Raw genomic sequence first — 18,876 nt, forward strand, 5'->3', positions numbered from 1 at the left:
CGGGGCCAACCCGCACCGCCTGCACAGTGAGGCGGCATTCGCCGCACTGTGTGGAGCAGCCCCGGTGCCGGCGTCCTCGGGTAAGACCATCCGACATCGACTCTCGCGCGGCGGTGACCGGGCCGCCAACAATGCGTTGCATCGCATCGCGTTGGTGCGCCTGTCACACCATCAGCCGACCAAGGACTACGCGAAGCGTCAGCTGCTCAACGGCGACAGCAAGAGCAAGATGGAGGTACTGCGCAAACTCAAGAGAGCCATAGCCCGGGAAATCTTCAAACTGTTGACCCGCCCGATCGCCGTACCCGAGTACGCAGACCTGCGCACGACCCGGCAAACCAAGAACATCACCGTCACCGCCGCCGCCAACCACTTCGGCCTCTGGCCCACCGTCATCTCCCGCATCGAACGCGGCCTACAGCGCGACGACGAATTCGCAGAAACCTACAGAAACTGGCTCAAAGCCGCTTGACACGAATAGGAGCATCAAGTCCTGCCGGACAAAGGCGGAGCCAGCTAGGGCGCCCCACCGGTCACGGTGATGCGCGGGGCGCTCACCTTCCACTTCACCCCGTCGATCGCCACACTGCCGACCAACAGTCCCGCCGACTCTTTAGCGCACTATCAACGCTAACCCCTGTGTTCGCGATAGGCTACCGGCTGTGTCCGACAAGAAATTCCGCGACTCCTCCGGCAAGGCTCTGACCGACTACCCCCGACCATCGCTGGCCGTGGACACCGCGCTGCTCACCGCCGATCCGGACCGGGGTCTGATGGTCCTGGAAGTCAAGCGCGCCAACACGTCGGGGTGGGGCCTGCCGGGCACCTTTTTGCACCCCAACGAGCGACTGGCCGACGCCGTCAGACGCTGCCTGCTGGACAAGGCCGGCGTCAGCGGAGTATCGCCCCACCAATGGCAGGTGTTCGACGAGCCCGACCGTGACGACCGCGGCTGGGTACTCAGCGTCGCCCACTGGGCGGTGGTACCCCCCGAAAGGCTGGCGTCCCGATTGGCGACCCAAACCCGACTCGTCCCCGTGGACAGTCCGGGACGACTGATCTACGATCACCGGCTCATCATCGACGCCGCAGTGAACCATGTCCGCGACTGCTACGGAAAGGAACCCGACCCAGAAGGCCTGCTCGAAAAAACCTTCACAATGCGTGAACTGCGACTGCTCCACGAGGCGGTTGCCGGGCACAAGGTCGACCGCGACTGGTTCCGCCGCGAGATGAAATCCAAACTGCGGCCCACCGGCACCATGTCCGTCGGTGCCCGAGGAAGACCTGCTGAACTGTTCGGACGCAGAACGCCATGGCGGCCACACGCCACCTAGTACGGTGCCGCGCCACTGTCGCGCCGCGGCGCACCATCACCGCCGAACAACTCCGGTGAGGTCCGTCGGGCTGGTCCGCCCAGAGCACGCCCGAATCGAATCACACCAACCCGGCGATGTAAGCCGCCGCCTGACCGGGATACGGCGGCATCTCGTAATTGCTGTGAGCCGAGCGATCACGGCCCGCCGAACAGATCGGGTCCCCCTGGCTGCACAACTCGATCGCACGGCCGGCGAACTGCCCGGTGCTCGACAACGGATTGCCGAATCGCAGGCCAGGATTGCCGAACACCGCGACCGCAGCCACGTTTCGGGCTAGCGCCGCATCAAGCGGAGGGGCCGAACCTATGCTGCCGATCCGATCCCCGACCGGCGGCACCCCCGCGAGCATCGACATCACCGAGGCGCCCTGCGAGAAACCGCCCAGCACGATTCTGGTGGCGGGGCAGTTCTCGGCCATCCACGCGACGTGCTCGGCCGCGTCGTCAGCGCCGTCCCGGGTCGATAGGAAGTTGCGGTTCGCCGGATAGCTCACCGCGTAGGTCCCCAAGGTCCTGCCGCCGAGCACCGACGGAAGGGTGGCGGCCAGCGCGTCACCGACCCGCCCCATACCGGGCGGTTCACCGGTGCCGCGCGCGAACACCAGATCGACATCGGGGCAGGGGGCAGCCGAGGCGGTGGGCGGCATTGCCCACACCAGGGACATGGCGGCAAGCACCGTCACTGCGAGGCGAAGAAGCACAGATCTCATCCTTACATAGCGAGGAAGCTACAGCGCGGCGAGGCGAGTCGGACTACGTTCCCAGAATCATTGCCCAACAATGTTATTAGCCAAACATCTAAGACTCGCAGGGCCCAACATCGGCAAACCCCGGAACTTGCCCGCCGCAGCGGGCAGGGTAGAGCACGCGGACCCTCAAGCCCGACGGCTGCCCCTGCGGCCCAACGATGGAGTGATATGGCGACTACCAACCCGATGCAACTCGGCATGGTGGGACTGGGCCGGATGGGGGCCAACCTGGTCCGCCGGCTCATGCGCGACGGGCACAGCTGCGTCGCCTACGACGTCAACGCCGATGCGGTCGGCCAACTCACCAACGAGGGCGCCGTCGGCGCGTCCTCGCTTCAGGACTTCGTCAGCAAGCTGGAGAAGCCTCGAGCGGTGTGGCTGATGCTCCCGGCCGCGATCGTGGATTCCACACTGGACCAACTGGTTCCGCTGCTCGATCCCGGCGACACAGTGATCGACGGCGGCAATTCCTACTATCGCGACGATATCGCCCGCGCCCAGCGGTTGGCTAACGCGAACCTGCACTACGTGGACTGCGGGACCAGCGGCGGGGTGTGGGGCCTGGATCGCGGATACTGCCTGATGATCGGCGGCGAGACCGAGGTGGTGACCCGCCTGGACCCGATCTTCAAGACCATCGCACCCGGGCAGGGCAGCGCAGAGCCCACCCCGGGCCGAACCAGGAACGACGGCACGTCGCCGGACGGGTACCTGCATTGCGGCCCCAGCGGCGCCGGACACTTCGTCAAGATGGTTCACAACGGTGTCGAGTACGGCATGATGGCCGCGATCGCCGAGGGTTTGAGCATCATCAAGCACGCCGACGCCGGCAAGACCGACCGGACCGTCGATGCCGAGACCACGCCGCTGCGCGACCCGTGGGCCTACCAGTACTCGATCGACGTCGGCGAAGTCGCCGAGGTGTGGCGGCGCGGATCGGTGGTGGGGTCATGGCTCGTGGACTTGGTCGCCGATGCCTTTGCCCGGTCCCCCGGCCTCGACGACTTCAGCGGACGGGTCTCGGACTCCGGCGAAGGCCGCTGGACGGTGCTCGCCGCGGTCGATGAGGGCGTGCCCGCGCCGGTCATCACCACCTCGCTCTACGAGCGGTTCGAGTCACGAGGGCTCGGTGAGTTCACCGACCAGATCCTCTCGGCGATGCGCAGCGAGTTCGGCGGCCACGCAGAGAAGAAGTAGCAGGAAACCTGGCGCTTCGTCGCGCCCTTGATCGATTCACCGCTTCCGGCAGAGATCTACCAGCCAGGTTCGTGGGGAACCACGGGTGCAGACAAACTGCTCCACCGATGGCCGGGATGGCGTGAGACGCGGCTACATTCGACGGGGCATCGCACGTAGCGACTTCAGCCAGCGTTGGCGGCGGGAAATGGGCGAGTGAGCCCCGGCTACCGGCTTCCTTAAGCCGCGGGAGAAGCTAAGCGACGACGCGAATCCCCGATCCGCCAGCGTGCCCGGGGGCGGGTCACGGCGGCATTCTCGTCGCGACGACGAAGAAACCCGTCTGGCAGCGCCAGCCGGTGAATGATCCGCAGCGTCGAACCGTACTGGTGTGCAAGCGAACCCGTGAGGTAGGGCAGGCCGTACTTCTCGCACAACGGCCGCACCCGTTCGGCGATCTCAGCGAGGCGATTGCTCGGCAGGTCGGGAAACAGATGGTGTTCGATCTGGTAGCACAGGTTGCCGCTGGCGAATCCGAGCAGCCGTCCGGCCTTGAAATTGGCCGCACCCAGCATCTGGCGCAGGTACCACTCGGCTCTGGTCTCGGACTGCAGGACCTCGGGGGTGAACTTCTGGGTGCCGTCGGGGAAATGCCCGCAGAAGATCACCACATACGCCCAAAGGTTGCGCGATAGGTTGGCGACGGCGTTGGCCCCTAGGGTTCGCCGCCACCGCGTGACGCTGAGCGCGGGCCACAGGGCATAGTCCTTGATCCCCTGGCGAGTGATCTTGCGAACAGCTGCCTTTGCCTGTGCGACTCTCTCAGCGCGGGTGCAGTCCTCTTCGATGCCATGCTGGGCGATGCCCCATTCGAAGGTGATTGCCAACAGCAGGTTCTGCAGCGGCTGCAAGAGATACTTCGGCCTCCACGGCTGGTCGCGAGTCACCCGCATCACTCCGAACCCAAGGTCGTCATCGAAGCCGAGCACGTTGCTGAACACGTGGTGGTGGTAGTTGTGTGAGGACTTCCACTGTGCCGACGGCGCCGCCATGTCCCACTCCCACGTGGCGGAATGGATCTCCGGGTCGTTCATCCAATCCCATTGGCCGTGGGACACGTTGTGGCCGATCTCCATGTTCTCGACACTCTTCGCGAAGCCGAGCGCGGCGGTCCCCACAACCCAGCTTGCCTTCGACCGGGTGCCGGCGATGAGCAGCCGGGCGGCGAGGTCGAGTGTCCGCTGAAACGAGATGGTGCGCCGAATGTAGGCGGCGTCGCGGGCGCCGCGCGATTCCTCAATATCGCTGCGGATCGCGTCGAGTTCGCTTCCGAGGCGTTCGATATCCTGCGCGCTCAGGTGGGTGTATGCCGCGATGTCGGTGATGGCGATGTCAATGTCCTTGGTCGATCCAGCGCAGGGGCGGTGGGTCGACACCCCAGAACCGAAGTGGGTACTGGCCGGTCGGCGTTGCCGTGGCGAGAACGCGGCGGGCCGTGTGAAGTTTACCCTGCGTCGGTGCCGATAGCGTCGCTGCGGCTATGAGACGGACGCGCGGGGCATCCGCGACCCGTTGACGAGCTCCCCGACGGGGTTGACGTGTGTTGAGGCGGTGCCGTCGGCAGGCCACGCTGTAGGATTAAGACCGGGTTGGTATCCCAGCCTTACGGAAACGTCACGGTGGCGATCTGTCGTCCCTGCCGAGAACTTGACGTCAGCCGACCATCCACATTTCCCCCTGTCTCGCCTGGTCTCTTTCCCCCTTGGTCTCTTTCCCCCTTGGTCTCTGTCCCCTTGGTCGGGGTTTGGTGTCGCAGGTTCCTGCCGCATTCTTCCCGGGCAGTCACGATCCGGGCCTCGACGGGCGCTTGGCGGGCAGCCGGCTACCAAGCCGGTAGGGACCTTCCGAGTCGATGGATACAGGCGCTTTCCCACCCATGCAACTAGGGACCTAGATGAGCCGATTTACCGAAACCATGTACGCCAACGCCCAGCGCAGCACCAAGGGCCTGCACACCGGAGAGCCGCACGCCCCCGTCCGCCATTCATGGGCTGAGGTACACGAACGGGCCCGCCAGGTGGCCGGCGGACTGGCCGCTGCGGGCATCGGACCCGGTGACGCCGTCGCGGTGCTAGCCGGAGCGCCCGTGGAGATCGCGCCGACAGCTCAGGGCATCTGGATGCGCGGCGCGAGCGCAACCATGGTGCACCAGCCCACACCACGCACCGACCTGGCGCGCTGGGCCGAGGAGACCACCGCCGTCATCGACATGATCGCCGCGAAAGCCGTCGTCATCTCCGACCCGTTCATGGCCGCTGCGCCGGTGCTCACCGGACTGGGAATAACGGTACTGACCATCGAAGAGCTCCTCGGCAACGAACCGATCGCGCCGGTCGATACCGGCGAGAACGCCGTCGCACTGATGCAACTGACGAGCGGTTCCACCGGATCCCCCAAGGCAGTACAGATCACCCACGCCAACATCGTCGCCAACGCAGACGCGATGACCGTCGGCTGTGACTTCGACGCGGACACCGACGTGATCGTCAGCTGGCTGCCGTGCTTCCACGATATGGGCATGACGGGTTACCTGACCGTGCCGATGTATTACGGTGCCGACCTCGTCAAGATCACGCCGATGGACTTCTTGGGCGATATTCTGTTGTGGCCCAAGCTGATCGACAAGTACAAGGGCACCATGACGGCCGCGCCGAACTTTGCCTACAACCTACTGGCGAAGCGCTTGCGCCGCCAGGCGACGCCCGGCCAGTTCGACCTGTCCTCCGTGCGGTGGGCGCTGTCCGGCGCCGAGCAGGTGGACCCGCTCGACGTCGAGGATCTGTGCGAGGCCGGCGCCCCGTTCGGCCTGAAACCCGAGGCGATCATCCCGGCATACGGTATGGCCGAGACGACGGTGGCCGTTTCCTTCTCCGAGTGCGGCGGGGGCATGGTCATCGACGAGGTCGACGCCGACCTACTCGCCCTCCTGCACCGCGCGGTACCGGCCACCAGGGGCTCCACCCGCCGGCTCGTCACCCTCGGCAAGCCGCTGCCGGGCCTGGAACTGCGTGTCGTCGACGAAGACGGCGCCGAGTTGCCCGCCCGCGGCGTCGGCGTGATCGAGGTGCGCGGCGAGCCGGTGAGCGCGGGGTACACGACTGTGGCCGGATTCATCGGCGCACAGAACGAGCGCGGCTGGTATGACACCGGCGATCTGGGCTATCTCACCGAGGCCGGCGAGGTGGTCGTGTGTGGGCGCCTCAAGGACGTGATCATCATGGCGGGCCGCAACATCTACCCGACCGACATCGAACGCGCCGCCGGCCGCGTCAAGGGTGTGCGGCCGGGGTGCGCCGTCGCGGTGCGCCTGGACGCGGGCCGCTCACGGGAGACGTTCGCGGTCGCAGTGGAGTGCAAAGACTACGCCGACAGAGCCCGGGTCCGCCTCATCGAGCGCCAGGTCGCCCACGAGGTGTTCGCCGAGGTCGCGGTACGCCCCCGCAATGTCGTGGTCCTCGCGCCGGGCACGATCCCGAAGACGCCATCGGGTAAGTTGCGGCGCGCGCACGCGCTGTCACTGGTCGGGTGATCCACACCCCATCGGCTCATTTTCGGGCGGGTATCATCGCCAAGGAGCATGGCTGATTATGACCCCCAGCCCGGTCGGGCTCCATCCGAAGATCTGCCGTTCGCCCGGCGCGAGGCGGACGAGATCGACCTGCAGGCCGGCCTCCGAGGCATAGCCGGTCTGGTTGCCGACGCCCGCGACGTGAACGAGTTACTTGGCGAGGTCGCGCGGTTCGCGACGCATGCGATCCCGGGTGTGGACGGCGCAAGCATCGCACTGATGCAAGCCCAACACCCCGCGCCCCGATTCCAGACCTGCGCTGCCACCGCAGAGTTCGTCGGAGAGATCGATTCAGTGCAATATCAAGACCTGCGCGAGGGTCCGTGTATCACCTGCATGCAGACGGGGCGGGTAACGGTCAGCGGTTCACTGGGCAGTGACGGCCGCTGGCCGCACTTCGGTGGCAGGGTGGCCCGCATGGGCGTGCACTCCGCGTTGTCCTTGCCGTTGATCGTGGGTGGGGAGGTACTCGGCGCGATCAATGCGTACGCCCGCACGCGGGACGCGTTCGGCGAACATGCCGTGGAGTTGGGTTCGCAATTCGCCAATCCGGCAGCGGTGTCGGTGCACAACGCGCAGTTGCTGGACAGCGCGCGGGAGCGGACCGAGAATATTCAGCGAGCGCTGGCCGGCCGTGCAGTGATAGATCAGGCTGTCGGGATAATCCGCAGTCGGACGGGCGCGAGCACCGAAGAGGCGGTCGAGCGGCTGAAGCGGATGAGTCAGGCCGAGAACGTCAAACTCGTCGCCCTCGCCGGCCGACTGGTCGACGAGGCGGTGCGACGCGCCAAGGCTCGTCACCGTCCCTCATCGGGGAACTAGGATGTGCCTTTGAGCGCCCGAACGCGCAACGCAGTACGCAGCCCCGCCATCCCGCCACCCCGGTTGACAGCCGGTGCGGTGTCGGCAAAGAACTTACGCTCGGAAGCGGTTTCGGGTGCATCGTCGCTCGTGGCCATCAGAAAGCGGTCCGGTAACGCGAGTTTGTGAATGGTTCGCAGCACCAGGAAGTATTGGCGTGCAAGCGAACTGCTCGTGTAGGGCAGGTCATACTTATCGCATACTTCGCGAACCCGAACCGCGATCTGCGCGAGACGATTGCTGGGCAGATCGGGGAAGAGGTGATGCTCGATTTGGTAGCACAGGTTGCCGCTCGAGAAGGCCAGCAGTGGACCGGCCTTGAAGTTCGCGGCACCGAGCATCTGCCGCAAATACCATTCGCCCCTGCTTTCACTCTCGAGGACCTCAGCGGAGAACTTCTCCGCACCATCGGGGAAGTGCCCGCAGAAGATCACCACATAAGCCCAGAAGTTACGCAGCAGGTTGGCAGCTGCGTTTGCTGCCAGAGTTCTGCGCCAGCGCGATCGGCTCAGGGCGGGGACGAGTACGTAATCCTTCACCGACTGCCGGGCGATCTTGGCCAAAAACGCCTTCCTGGCTTCGATAACCTTTGCGCCATCGGGTGCCAGTCGGTCGCGCTCCGAGTGAATGCCGTGCAGGCCGATCCCCCATTCGAAGATGCTGGCCAACAACAGGTTGCGCAGCGGCTGCAGCAAGTGCTCGGGTTTCCAGGGCTCGTCGCGGGTCATCCGGATGACGCCGAAGCCGAGGTCGTCATCCACGCCGACTACGTTGCTGAACATATGGTGGCGGTAGTTGTGCGAATACCTCCACTGCGACGAAACCCCGACCATGTCCCACTCCCAGGTGCTCGAGTGGATCTCTGGGTCATTCATCCAGTCCCATTGGCCATGGCCGACGTTGTGGGCGATCTCCATGTTCTCGACGGACTTCGCGAAGGCCAGAGCCGCAGTCCGCACCACCCATCCGGCCCGCGATCGGCTACAGCCGATGAGTAACCGCGCCGCGACATCCAGCGTCCTCTGGAACCTGATGGTGCGCCGTATGTAGGCAGCGTCGCTCGCCCCCAGCGATTCCTCGATGTCACGGCGAATGGCGTCGAGATCGTGGCCCAGGGCCTCGATATCGGTTTCACTCAGATGCGCATACGCACCGATGTCGGCAATGGCCAAAGCAATGTCCTGTCGAGCGTCCGGCTAATCAGTGGCTGAGCTCTACGGGGAACCCAGATTGGTGTGGATCACCAGCCGATATCGATAGACAACGGCAGCTCATCGACGTTATCTACAGGTTAATGAGGCCCACCGCGGGCGTCAACGCGAACAGTCCAGCTATAGGTGCAGCTCAGGCGATCGACACCAGTTGGTCGATCGCGTCCCTGGGAAGACCACCGTCGACGACCGCGGTCACCATGAGCCTGTTCAGAATGATCGCGCCCTTGTGGTTATCGAGGAACGCTATGTCGGCGGCATCGCGTCCGGTGGCGATGCGCACCAGCGATTGCCGCGGCGCCAGCAGCGTTCCGTCGACCACCCGCCATTGCCCCTCGACGAACGCCTCGGCGACCGCGTGGAAGTCCATCGGAAACAGCCCCGGCGCATAGACCGAGACCACGCGGGCAGGCACGTTGACGGCACGGAGCATGGCCACCACCAGATGCGCGAAGTCTCGGCACACCCCGGCACCAGAAAGCAACGTGTCCACCGCACCATCGATGGGATCGCTGGAACCGGGAACATAATTCAGCCGGGCACCAACCCACCGGGAAACCTTCTCCAACAGGGTCGTCGAATCGAGATAGCTGCCGAATTCGGTTGCGGCAAAGCCGTAGAATTTGTCCGCCTCAGCGTAGCGGCTGGGCCGCAGATACATCGAGAGATCGTATTCAGTCACCGGGGCCGGGTCTGTCTGACCGCTGATCGTCGCGGCGTAGTCGACCTCGAGGGCACCTACCGGCACATCGATTTTGTGGATCCGATTACCGTGCGTGCCGCTGATTTCCAAGGCCTGCACGGGTTTTCCGTTCAACAGGAACGACAACGACTCGGATACCTCGGCGTGGGGATGGGGTGCGACAGCGATCTGGAACTCCAGTGTCGTGGGTGCCGTGATGGCAATTTCGAGTTCTGCGCCCACATGTCGCTTCATGACCGCCCCAGCGAAGCGACGGGGGAAGACATCGATTCGAGGCTACACCTTGGCACCTGCGGGCGCGAGGTGGCCGTCCTGCTGGGGACGGGGAGCACGGCCGAGGTAGCGGGAGCGCTGAGGCCCCCACATGATCAGTTCGGCAGCCATCAATGCGGTTTTGAATCATGCGTGCTGGCAGCGCTTTTCGCACCCCGGAGATTGCCCCGATCGATACAGAGCAGCACCACGATGTCGATCTCCGCGCATCGCGCTGTGAAACGAGATGTGGGCTGGCGGGAAATCCCACCAGCCCACATTACGGGTTTGTGCCGCCTACTAAACGACAGTTACGCCGACCGCCTGAGGTCCCTTGGCGCCCTGTTCGATTTCGAACTGAACGCGTTGGTTTTCCTCGAGCGACCGGTATCCGCTCCCACTGATTTCCGAGTAGTGAACGAACACATCTTCTGCGCCGCCATCGGGGGCGATGAAACCGAAGCCTTTATCGCCGTTGAACCACTTCACAGTTCCCTGTGCCATACTCTTTCAACTTCCGTCATTCTGAATGGATGTCAGACAGACATCCCAAGTCACGCTAGCACGGCAGACCGTACTCGGCCCAACTCACCTAGCAGGTAGGTTGCCGCGTTTCTTACATGGCGAAAGCATCGCAAAAACGCCGCAGGGCGTCACGAACTGATGGCCTCGCACCACTTCAAGCTCTCGGCCTCGGCAAGTCGCATCACTACGCGGGCGGTCTCGAACAGCCGAGCGTCTCCGGTGCCGCCGGAGGTGGGCAGCCCCGCAGCGGTGCGCAACACCATCAATCCGAGCGCTTGTGACGTCATGCTCGGTACGACAAGCAGTTTCGCGCTCCCGGCTTTGCCGACAACGACCATCAGTCGGGGCCGTCGGTGGTGTTCGCCGGCGCGCATCAACCGCGCACCGGTGGCAATTGTTTCCAGGTCGAGCTGCCCTTCGGTCACCGACCAATTGATGCGGATGTCGATGATCTCACCCAGCGGTCGGTGCAAGACACCCACAAGCTCGGGTAGTTCGGTGGCCACCGATGCCGTGTGCGGCCACCACGCGCCGTCGATTTCGCCACCCAACTGGCCGGCGAGCATAACTCTGATCGGTCGAGAAGCGCGGCGAGACCGCGCTAGCCCGTTCACTGGGATGGCGAATCAGCAGGGGTGGTTTTTTTGGGCTGATCGGAGAAGACAGGAGCCTGCACGGGCTCTTGGGATTTCGGGCCGGTCTGAGAGACATGTGGCGTCTGACGATGTGAAAACAGATCAGACGAATCCATAAGCAACGTCCTTGAGTGGTGCGAGGCGTACCCCCCACATTGTCCGCGCGAAGAGAATCGCGTCGCGGGCTGAAGCAATTTCACGTCGGAATTTGTCGCATTCGACTGTCGGCGCGAACTTAGCCTACCTCTCAGACTACACCCACCTGCTCCTCGAGAAACGGCGAGCATGCCTCGGCCCGTATGCGCGGACCCGGGCGCAGAACACGACGACGCCTGTTACTCGGCGCGGGCCGGTGCGGCCCGGCGCGACCGAATGCGGACCCGCGCGCCCCGGTGTGGCACGAAGATGACGTGCTTGAGGCGCCTGCGCTCCCCCGCGTGAGTCGTCGTCTCCAGGTCGACGCGGCGCAGTATCTCGCGCAACACGACCCGGAACTCGACCATCGCGAAGGTGGCGCCCAGACAGCGCCGGTTACCGCCGCCGAACGGCAGATACACCGACGGGCTGTGCGTCGCGTCGAGCATCCGGCCGGGGTCGAAATGGTCCGCCTGTGGATACAGGGTCTCGCTGGCATGCACCACCACCATGCCCGGTATCACCATCACTCCGGCGGGCAACCGGTGACCGGCCAACTCGACGGGCTCCTTGAGAATCCGCCCGACGTCGAACACCACTGGGCGGATCCGCAGTGTCTCCTTGACGATCGCGTCGAGGTAGTCGTCATCGCTCTCATCAGCGGCCCGCACCGCCTTGGCCAGGATCGCCGGATGCCGGGTCAGCCGCTCGAGCGCCCACGCCAGCCCGGTCGCGGTGGTGTCGTGCCCGGCAACCAGCAGGGTCATCAACTGGTCGCGCAGTTCCCGGTCGGTCATCGCAGCGGCATCACCACCTGCCTGGACCAGCATTGCCAGCGCGTCGGTGCGTTGACTCAGGTCTGGGTCGGCGCGGCGATCGGCGATCTCGGCGTACAGCAAGCGGTCGGCCTCAGCGATAGCGTCCCGCAACCCGCGCCACGGGCGCCGGTCCATCAGGCTGGGGTTCACGAGCGCCAGCGTCTCCCACGGTCCCACGCTGAGCAGCCGCGGCATCACCTCGCGAAGCGCGGCGAGCCGGGCGGGATCACTGGCGCCGATCACGGTCCGCAGGATGACCTCCAGGGTGATCTCCGACATCCGCGGCGCGACGGGAAAGGTCGTGCCGACGGGCCAGCCCGCGATGTTGTCCGCGGCGATCTCGGCGATCACCGAAACCTGCTGCGCGACGGCGTCGCGGGCGAACGGCGCGAGCATCAGTCTGCGCCGGACACGGTGCACGTCCTCGTCGATCACCAGTACTGAGGTGTCACCGAGGAGCCCCTTGAGCATCGAATTGGCTTCACCGGCATGGTAAATGCGCGGATCGCCACTGAACACGGTCTTGATGTCGGCGGGGTCGGTGAGGTAGACCAGCGTGCCCATCGACGTGACCCGCAAGGTGAATGTGGGACCGTAGCGACGTCGGCACGCAGCAAGGAAACGCGGCCCGAACCGCAGCAACAGCGCGGCCTGGACCCCGCGGGGCAGTCGGGGGCCGGGCGGCAGGGACGTTGAAGTCACGTCTTCAGGGTAGGGGGCCAGCCCTTACCTGGTGGCGCCGTTGATCACCGGGCTGTCGATCATGCCGCGCTCGACACCCCACATCGTGGCGATGGCCCGGTACTCGCCGCTCTCCATGAGGTGCTCCAGCGCTAGCCGCAGCGACTCCGCCAACTCCGAGCCCTTGGCGACGGGCCAGCCGTAGGGAGCCGAATCGAACACATCCCCCGCCGAAACGAGCTCGCCGCCGCTGAGCTTGATCGCGAACCCCGTCACCGGCGAATCCGCCGACATCGCGTCCACCTCGCCGGCGATCAGCGCGTCGGTCACCTCGTCCTGACTGGACAATACGATGAGTTCCACCGGGGGCTGGCCCGCGGCCACGCACTCATCACTCTTGCGCGGCAGCTGCTCGGTTGCCTGCAAAGTCCCTTCCGCCACACCGACTCTGACGCCGCATGGTGAGTTGGGGTTCGCAGCGGTACCCGATCGTTTCGCCCACTGGGTGCCGGCCTCGAAGTAGGTGACGAAGTCCACCGACGCCTCCCGTTCCTTGGTGTCGGTGACCGAGGACACCCCGACGTCAACAGCCCCGTCCTGCACCGACGGCAGGATCGCGTCGAAGGAGGAGTCGCGGAAGTCCGGCACCAGGCCCAGCACCTCGGCCATCGCGTTCATCAGCTCGACGTCGAAGCCGACCAGCTGGCCGTCGGCATTCCTGAACTCCATCGGGGCGTACGGCACGTTCACCCCGATCACCAGGCGGCCAGTCTCGCGGATGTCCGCGGGCACGGTCGCGGCAATCGACTCGACCGCCCCGCCGGGCAGATCACCGCCGCTGTCACGCCACGGCGCCCACTGCCACAGAGCCCCCGCGGCCAAAGCCAGGACCACCAGGATGGCCCCCGATGCCGCTAGCAATTTCGCCGGCCGCTTGCGCTTGGGGTGAGCCGAGTGCCGGGATCTACTGCCGGCCCGGCGAACCGGCGCATTGAGCGCACGACGCGCTGCCACGGCCAGCTCACCGGCACTCTGATACCGCTTGGCGGGCTTCTTCGCCATGCCCTTGGCGATGACCTCGTCGAATGCCGCCAGCCGCGGGTCGCTGTCGGACGGGCGCGGCAGCGGGGAGACCATGTGCCCTGCGATCTGCTGCTCCAGCGTGTCGGCCGGGTAAGGCCTTGAGCCAGTGAGACATTCGTAGAGCACACAGGTCAGCGCATATATGTCGGAACGGGCATCGACCTCGCCGGCCTCGAAGCGTTCCGGTGCCATGTAGGCAAGGGTGCCCAAAGTGCTACCGACGGTTGTCAGCCCCTCCTCGCCAGCGGTGCGCGCCAGCCCGAAGTCGATCAGGTAGGCGAAGTCACGTCCGGTGATCAGGACGTTGGAAGGCTTGATGTCGCGGTGGATCAGATCGTCCTTGTGCGCGGCATCCAACGCATGCGCAATCTGTTCCACGATGGTGACCGCGAACGCCGCACCCAGCGGCTTCTCCGTTTCGGTCAGCATGGTGCCCAGATTGCGGCCCTCGATGAGCCGCATATCCAGATACAACCGGCCGTCGATCTCCCCGTACCCGTGAATAGGCACCACATGCGGGTCGTTGATGCCCGCCGCCGCCTGCGATTCACGCCGGAACCGGGCCTGGAAGGTCTCGTCCACTGCCATGCGGTGCGGGAGCACCTTAAGCGCGACAACACGCTCGGTCTTGGTGTCGAAGGCCTGATAGACCTCACCCATGCCGCCCTGGCCGATCAGCTTCTGAAGCTGGTAGTGCCCGAACGGTGTCGCATTCACCGGTCTTCCCCTCGGCTGCGGCCAATCGGTATGTCGCTTGAAGCTACCTCATGTTTACCCGGCCGTCGCATGCAAGCGCTCGGATACCCCAACGCGGGCGGGTGTGCAGGGCTAACCTAGAAGGTATCCAGTGAAGGAGACTGTCATGGCTCTACACCACCGCCACCGTGCCAGCGATTGCGGCTGCAACTGCTTCCCCTGCAGGTCTGGAACACATTGCCAGGGCCGCAGCTGCGACGGCAGAGAACGGCGCTACCGCAGCTAAGCCGAATCTGCGCTTAGCCGAACAGCACGCTGTCGACTAGGTCCCACGGGATCTCCGCGGCGGGGCCGGCAGCCTGCCCGCCCCCCACGGGCGGGGGCAGAATTTCGCATGGGTCGATCAGGGTCACCGGGTCGGGACCACACTGCGGTTGCAGGGGGGAGTCCGGCGACGCCCAAACTGCCGATGCCGCAACCCCACTCGCGGAGCCGCACAGCGCGATCATCGATAAGACGGCGGCAATTCGGCAGGCCGCGCGTCGGCTGGGGTGTGCCACATCGTCTCCTCGACCATCTGCGAACGAACGAACTCTCGCTGCTGCGATGCCATTTCGGCACACATTACTGGCCGTAGGGCTCCGGTTCGTGGAACCGGTTGAGCACCGGGATCCTCTCGATGATCCGATCACGCAGCCGCGGTTCCTGTAGCGCTGAGGCGGTGGGCATCTCGCCGGCCGGAAACACCGGCGGCACGTAGGGCGGAGCCGGGGGCGGCGGTAGGAAGTTGGGTGGCGGAGCGGGCGGCACATAGGCCGGCGCCGGCGGGATATTTGCCGGAGCGGGCGCGGTGTAGCCCGGCGCGGCGAGCGGATCGTCCAGGAACTCCGGCGGCACCACTACTGGGGTTTCGGGACGGTCGATGATCAGCGCCGCATCGGGGACTGGGACCGCGACAGCGACGGGTTCGGCCGACGCAGGCACTTCGGGAGTCCGGGGCTCGGCCGATTTCGGAGCGCGCGGAGCCGCTGTGGCCGGCGACGCAGGGGGAGCCGGGGTCGACTCGGGCACCGACGCCTCCGAATGCGCCATCTGCGGAGCCTCGTTGTCGGGCACCAGGGACATGCCGAGCGCCACCGACAGCGAGACGACGAAGGTCAGGACCGCCGCGACGAGCACCGAGGCCAGCGTCGCCGTCGGTGACAGCTCATGGCGGGCGGGTGTGATCTGGGCGTCCAGGAGCGACACCGCCGAGGCCGATGCCAGCGCCGATCCCTTGGCCAGCGCCAGGTCAGCCTCGTCGGCGGAGATGACCCGGGCATCAGTGCTCTGTTTCAGAACGTCCACCACGCCGGCCACGTCGCCGGAACCGACCACGAAGACGGCGTCGGGCGAATAGTCGTCGACGTCGCCGAGCGCCGCGGGGTCAACCCGGTCGGCGGTCACCCCGTCCGCAGAGTTTGCAGCGACGATCACGCCATCGGGCTCCGCGACGCACACGACGACCCGCTCGTACCCGGAAATGTCAGCGATGCCGCAGGTCAATGCCTCCGCAGCCTCAAGGTCGGAGACCGCGATGACGTTCTCTATCTCACGATTGGTCAGGGCTTGCCACACCGCGTTGGCAGTCTCCTCGGCCGCGCCGGTCCAGGTGAGCCCGATGGCGTGCACCTGCTGATCTCCAGCCTTGTCCAACAACGAGCTGAGCAGTTCGTCAGCGTCGAACTCCTGGTTGGTGCCGGCCGGCAGCGAGCCCCGGTCAACGGTCGCCCCCTCGCCCTTCGCGCCTTCGACGAGCACCCAACGCACCGATGAGGAGGTCATCGAGAAACCGAGCACGAAAGTCATCGACCCCCCGATCTGATTGCGATTGACCGCTGACACTACCGTTTGCAACCGACATCGGGGGCCGGACCGTGCGCAACCGCCGGAAGTCAAGCAATTACCCGGTTCGCAGTCGAGCGAAACGACCTCCGGCGGATGTTCTGGGGGCCGCGCCGCCGGCCGTTCTCAGCCGGCGCGAAGGTGCCGAGGACTCGAATGCTCGTCCAGCCACTGCCGTTCCACCCGCTTCACCCGCTGGTGTTCCACAAAGACCAGCAGCGCTCCGGCGGTGACAAGCGCCCCGGCGATCAGGCCGAGGATTATCGACACGGTGCTTTCCCCGTACGCCGTGGCCGCGACAGTGGCGGCGATCAGCACGGTGCCCACACCGATGAGGATCAGTCCGGGCAACCAGAGGGTGTCGATAAAGGATTCACCTGAATGCGGAAGAGTCGTACGGGCATGATCCACTGGGTCGTGGTGCGCGCCTTTCATCGGTTCTCCTTTCGTGGAGAGATGACCTAAGGCTACGCTCATTTTTCGCCTTTTGTGACCTAGGTCACTATTACTGAGCGGTGACGCTCTACTCCCAGCCGAGTATGCGTTCGGCCAGCTCAGGACCGCAGTCTTCCTGCACGAAGTGGCTGCCGTGCAGTCGGGCGTGTGGCTGGCCCGCCGCGCCTGGGACATGCTCGATCAGCGGCCGATCGGCGGCCCCCAGAATCGGATCCTTGGCGCCGAACAATGCCAGCAACGGTTTGTCGAGCCGGCCCAGCACCTCCCATGCGGCGCGGTTGGCCGGCACCGCCGGGTCGCTGGGCGAGGTAGGGACCAACTGCGGGAACGCGCGTGCCCCAGCCAGGTAACTCTTGTCAGGGAATGGCGCGTCATAGCCTGCTCGCACCGCAGCGGGTACCTGGGTCACTGTCCCGACGCCGACGATGCGGCCGGCGCTCAGCCACGGTGAATACTTCGCGAACGCACGCCAGATCCGGAAAGCCGGCGGGACCGGATGGTCGGCAGTCGGCAGGAACCCGTTGGCCACGACCACCCGGGCGAACCGGGCGCTCTGCTCGGCGACGATCCGCAACCCGATCAATGAGCCCCAGTCCTGCACGACGACGGTGACGTTGGTCAGGTCCAATGCCTCGAACCATGACGTGACCCACTGAACGTGGCGCAGATAGGTGTAGTCATCGATATGGCCTGGCTTGTCCGAGCGGCCGAACCCGATCAGATCCGGTGCCAGCACCCGGCAGCCGGCCTGGGCCAACGGCGGGATCATCGTGCGATACAGATAGCTCCAGGTCGGCTCACCGTGCAGCAGCACGATGGGCGCGCCGTCTGGCGGTCCTTCGTCGACGTAGTGCATTCGCAACGCGTCGGTGCCGGCGGCCATCACGTCGACGTAGTGCGGTGCGAACGGATAGCCCGTCAAGTTCGCGAAGCGGGCGTCAGGGGTACGCAGTACATCCATAGCGTCACCGACGTTAGCGTTCGCCACGTCGATGTGGTTGGGTTTATGCGTTGATGCGCTCGCAGCCCGGCTGAGTCGGGTGTGCGACCTCAGGTTTGCTGGGCCCGACGCCACGGATGCCGGCGCTCCGCGACAGGCACGGCGCGCAGAGATTCGGCGGCTGCGGTGTTCTGTGGCCACCGGAAAATGTGGAGGCTGACCGTCATCCGCCGCCTGCGTCCTTTGCCGGCGACACCAGCGGCGCGGTCGTAGCGCTCCGATAATGGGAAGGTTGGGTAGCGATTGATGGGTTCAGCCGATCGGCTCGAGCAATGGGAATCCCGCAGCGAGTGGGTGTTGGCCGCGGTGGCGGTGGCCTTCCTGGTCATGTACTCCTACCAGGTTCTGGCTAATCCAGCCCACGCAGTGAACACCCTTCTCAACACCGCGATGACGCTGCTCTACGTGGTTTTCCTGGTGGATTACGCGGTTCGCCTGGCACTCGCGCCGCAGCGCCGCCGGTGGTTCTTCACACACCTATTCGATCTGGCAATCGTGGCGCTCCCGTTCCTGCGCCCGCTGAGGTTGCTGCGGCTGCTAGTCCTGATCAAAGTGGTGCAACGGGCCGGCGGCGATGCCATCCGCGGTCGGGTCGCCGTCTACGCCGCAGGTAGTGCGTTGTTGTTCGTCTACGTCGCGTCGTTGGCGATGCTGCAGACCGAGCGCTCCGCGCCTGGCACCAATATCACCAACTTCGGCGACGCCCTCTGGTGGGCGGCTACCACGGTCACCACGGTGGGCTACGGCGATACCTACCCGGTAACCACCACTGGGCGGGTGATCGCCGCGCTGCTGATGATCGGCGGGATCAGCCTCATCGGTGTCATCACCGCGACGGTGGCGTCGTGGATCGTGGAACGGGTATCCGAAGGGGACTCCGCGAACCGCGCTGCAACGGCCGCCCAGATGGAGGAGCTCCGAGACCAGATCCACCAACTGTCCGCGGCGCTGCGGGTTCGTGACGAGAAGCCCGAGACCGCTTGGTCACACCGCTGAATCGGTATC

The 18,876-nt window shown here is 65.4% G+C and carries 17 protein-coding genes; 6 read left to right on the top strand and 11 right to left on the bottom strand.

Annotation, left to right across the window (positions count from 1 at the left end; all coding sequences use genetic code 11):
* Together ACPGXI_RS08885 and ACPGXI_RS08890 are read left to right on the top strand one after the other, a co-directional pair.
* On the top strand, positions 1-472 hold a 472-nt coding region (locus tag ACPGXI_RS08885), incomplete at its 5' end, for a transposase (protein ID WP_526651931.1).
* A 190-nt stretch (positions 473-662) separates the two neighbouring features.
* A complete protein-coding gene (locus ACPGXI_RS08890; RefSeq protein ID WP_526651933.1) occupies positions 663-1,337 on the top strand; it encodes an NrtR DNA-binding winged helix domain-containing protein in 675 nt (224 codons plus the stop codon).
* 100 nt (positions 1,338-1,437) lie between these two features.
* Here the strand turns inward: ACPGXI_RS08890 and ACPGXI_RS08895 are convergent, their stop codons facing one another.
* Positions 1,438-2,043, bottom strand: coding sequence for a cutinase family protein (locus tag ACPGXI_RS08895; RefSeq protein WP_526652016.1), 606 nt, complete (start codon positions 2,041-2,043; stop codon positions 1,438-1,440).
* 270 nt (positions 2,044-2,313) lie between these two features.
* Here ACPGXI_RS08895 and gnd point away from each other — a divergent pair, with 270 nt between their 5' ends.
* Positions 2,314-3,324, top strand: a complete 1,011-nt coding sequence (gene gnd / locus ACPGXI_RS08900) for a phosphogluconate dehydrogenase (NAD(+)-dependent, decarboxylating) (RefSeq protein ID WP_526652018.1) — start codon at positions 2,314-2,316, stop codon at positions 3,322-3,324.
* 218 nt (positions 3,325-3,542) lie between these two features.
* Here gnd and ACPGXI_RS08905 read toward each other — a convergent pair whose 3' ends face one another.
* Positions 3,543-4,694, bottom strand: coding sequence for a fatty acid desaturase family protein (locus ACPGXI_RS08905; protein ID WP_526652020.1), 1,152 nt, complete (start codon positions 4,692-4,694; stop codon positions 3,543-3,545).
* Between the two features lie 563 nt (positions 4,695-5,257).
* On the opposite strand from ACPGXI_RS08905, the gene ACPGXI_RS08910 reads away from it, so the two are divergent.
* Positions 5,258-6,892, top strand: coding sequence for a fatty acyl-AMP ligase (locus ACPGXI_RS08910; RefSeq protein WP_526651935.1), 1,635 nt, complete (start codon positions 5,258-5,260; stop codon positions 6,890-6,892).
* Between the two features lie 48 nt (positions 6,893-6,940).
* The gene (locus ACPGXI_RS08915) at positions 6,941-7,753 is read left to right on the top strand and encodes a GAF domain-containing protein (RefSeq protein WP_526651937.1); all 813 of its coding nucleotides are present in this window, start codon (positions 6,941-6,943) and stop codon (positions 7,751-7,753) included.
* Here the strand turns inward: ACPGXI_RS08915 and ACPGXI_RS08920 are convergent.
* The 9 genes from ACPGXI_RS08920 to ACPGXI_RS08960 form a co-directional block, all read right to left on the bottom strand.
* Positions 7,750-8,964 (bottom strand): fatty acid desaturase family protein, encoded by a 1,215-nt coding sequence (locus ACPGXI_RS08920; protein WP_526651939.1) that lies wholly within the window; start codon positions 8,962-8,964, stop codon positions 7,750-7,752. The two genes, ACPGXI_RS08915 and ACPGXI_RS08920, sit on opposite strands and share 4 nt — an antisense overlap.
* 172 nt (positions 8,965-9,136) lie before the next feature.
* On the bottom strand, positions 9,137-9,940 hold the full coding sequence (locus ACPGXI_RS08925; protein WP_526651941.1) for a transglutaminase-like domain-containing protein: 804 nt from the start codon (positions 9,938-9,940) through the stop codon (positions 9,137-9,139).
* Between the two features lie 318 nt (positions 9,941-10,258).
* Positions 10,259-10,462: a cold-shock protein gene (locus ACPGXI_RS08930; RefSeq protein ID WP_526651943.1), complete on the bottom strand. Its 204-nt coding sequence runs from the start codon at positions 10,460-10,462 to the stop codon at positions 10,259-10,261.
* A 149-nt stretch (positions 10,463-10,611) separates the two neighbouring features.
* Positions 10,612-11,049 (bottom strand): DUF5994 family protein, encoded by a 438-nt coding sequence (locus tag ACPGXI_RS08935; protein ID WP_526651945.1) that lies wholly within the window; start codon positions 11,047-11,049, stop codon positions 10,612-10,614.
* 404 nt (positions 11,050-11,453) lie between these two features.
* Positions 11,454-12,773: a cytochrome P450 gene (locus ACPGXI_RS08940; RefSeq protein WP_526651947.1), complete on the bottom strand. Its 1,320-nt coding sequence runs from the start codon at positions 12,771-12,773 to the stop codon at positions 11,454-11,456.
* Between the two features lie 24 nt (positions 12,774-12,797).
* Positions 12,798-14,552: a serine/threonine protein kinase StpK7 gene (gene stpK7, locus ACPGXI_RS08945; RefSeq protein WP_526651949.1), complete on the bottom strand. Its 1,755-nt coding sequence runs from the start codon at positions 14,550-14,552 to the stop codon at positions 12,798-12,800.
* A gap of 603 nt (positions 14,553-15,155) precedes the next feature.
* Positions 15,156-16,379, bottom strand: a complete 1,224-nt coding sequence (locus tag ACPGXI_RS08950) for a DUF7159 family protein (RefSeq protein WP_526651951.1) — start codon at positions 16,377-16,379, stop codon at positions 15,156-15,158.
* Between the two features lie 162 nt (positions 16,380-16,541).
* Entirely contained in the window at positions 16,542-16,850 is a 309-nt protein-coding gene (usfY, locus tag ACPGXI_RS08955; protein WP_526651953.1) for a protein UsfY, read from the bottom strand.
* A gap of 88 nt (positions 16,851-16,938) precedes the next feature.
* A complete protein-coding gene (locus ACPGXI_RS08960; RefSeq protein ID WP_526651955.1) occupies positions 16,939-17,832 on the bottom strand; it encodes an alpha/beta fold hydrolase in 894 nt (297 codons plus the stop codon).
* A gap of 285 nt (positions 17,833-18,117) precedes the next feature.
* On the opposite strand from ACPGXI_RS08960, the gene ACPGXI_RS08965 reads away from it, so the two are divergent.
* The gene (locus ACPGXI_RS08965; RefSeq protein ID WP_526651957.1) at positions 18,118-18,867 is read left to right on the top strand and encodes an ion channel; all 750 of its coding nucleotides are present in this window, start codon (positions 18,118-18,120) and stop codon (positions 18,865-18,867) included.
* Positions 18,868-18,876: the final 9 nt, after the last annotated feature.

The sequence above is a fragment of the Mycobacterium sp. genome, assembly GCF_049608025.1.
Lineage (GTDB): Bacteria > Actinomycetota > Actinomycetes > Mycobacteriales > Mycobacteriaceae > Mycobacterium.

Bases quoted from the DNA above. Each gene is read 5' to 3' on its own strand.
- ACPGXI_RS08965 (WP_526651957.1), top strand. From the start codon at position 18,118: ATGGGTTCAGCCGATCGGCTCGAGCAATGGGAATCCCGCAGCGAGTGG.
- ACPGXI_RS08950 (WP_526651951.1), bottom strand. From the start codon at position 16,379: ATGACTTTCGTGCTCGGTTTCTCGATGACCTCCTCATCGGTGCGTTGG.
- ACPGXI_RS08910 (WP_526651935.1), top strand. From the start codon at position 5,258: ATGAGCCGATTTACCGAAACCATGTACGCCAACGCCCAGCGCAGCACC.
- ACPGXI_RS08930 (WP_526651943.1), bottom strand. From the start codon at position 10,462: ATGGCACAGGGAACTGTGAAGTGGTTCAACGGCGATAAAGGCTTCGGT.
- ACPGXI_RS08935 (WP_526651945.1), bottom strand. From the start codon at position 11,049: ATGCTCGCCGGCCAGTTGGGTGGCGAAATCGACGGCGCGTGGTGGCCG.
- gnd (WP_526652018.1), top strand. From the start codon at position 2,314: ATGCAACTCGGCATGGTGGGACTGGGCCGGATGGGGGCCAACCTGGTC.
- ACPGXI_RS08925 (WP_526651941.1), bottom strand. From the start codon at position 9,940: ATGAAGCGACATGTGGGCGCAGAACTCGAAATTGCCATCACGGCACCC.
- ACPGXI_RS08915 (WP_526651937.1), top strand. From the start codon at position 6,941: ATGGCTGATTATGACCCCCAGCCCGGTCGGGCTCCATCCGAAGATCTG.
- usfY (WP_526651953.1), bottom strand. From the start codon at position 16,850: ATGAAAGGCGCGCACCACGACCCAGTGGATCATGCCCGTACGACTCTT.
- ACPGXI_RS08960 (WP_526651955.1), bottom strand. From the start codon at position 17,832: ATGGATGTACTGCGTACCCCTGACGCCCGCTTCGCGAACTTGACGGGC.
- ACPGXI_RS08895 (WP_526652016.1), bottom strand. From the start codon at position 2,043: ATGTCCCTGGTGTGGGCAATGCCGCCCACCGCCTCGGCTGCCCCCTGC.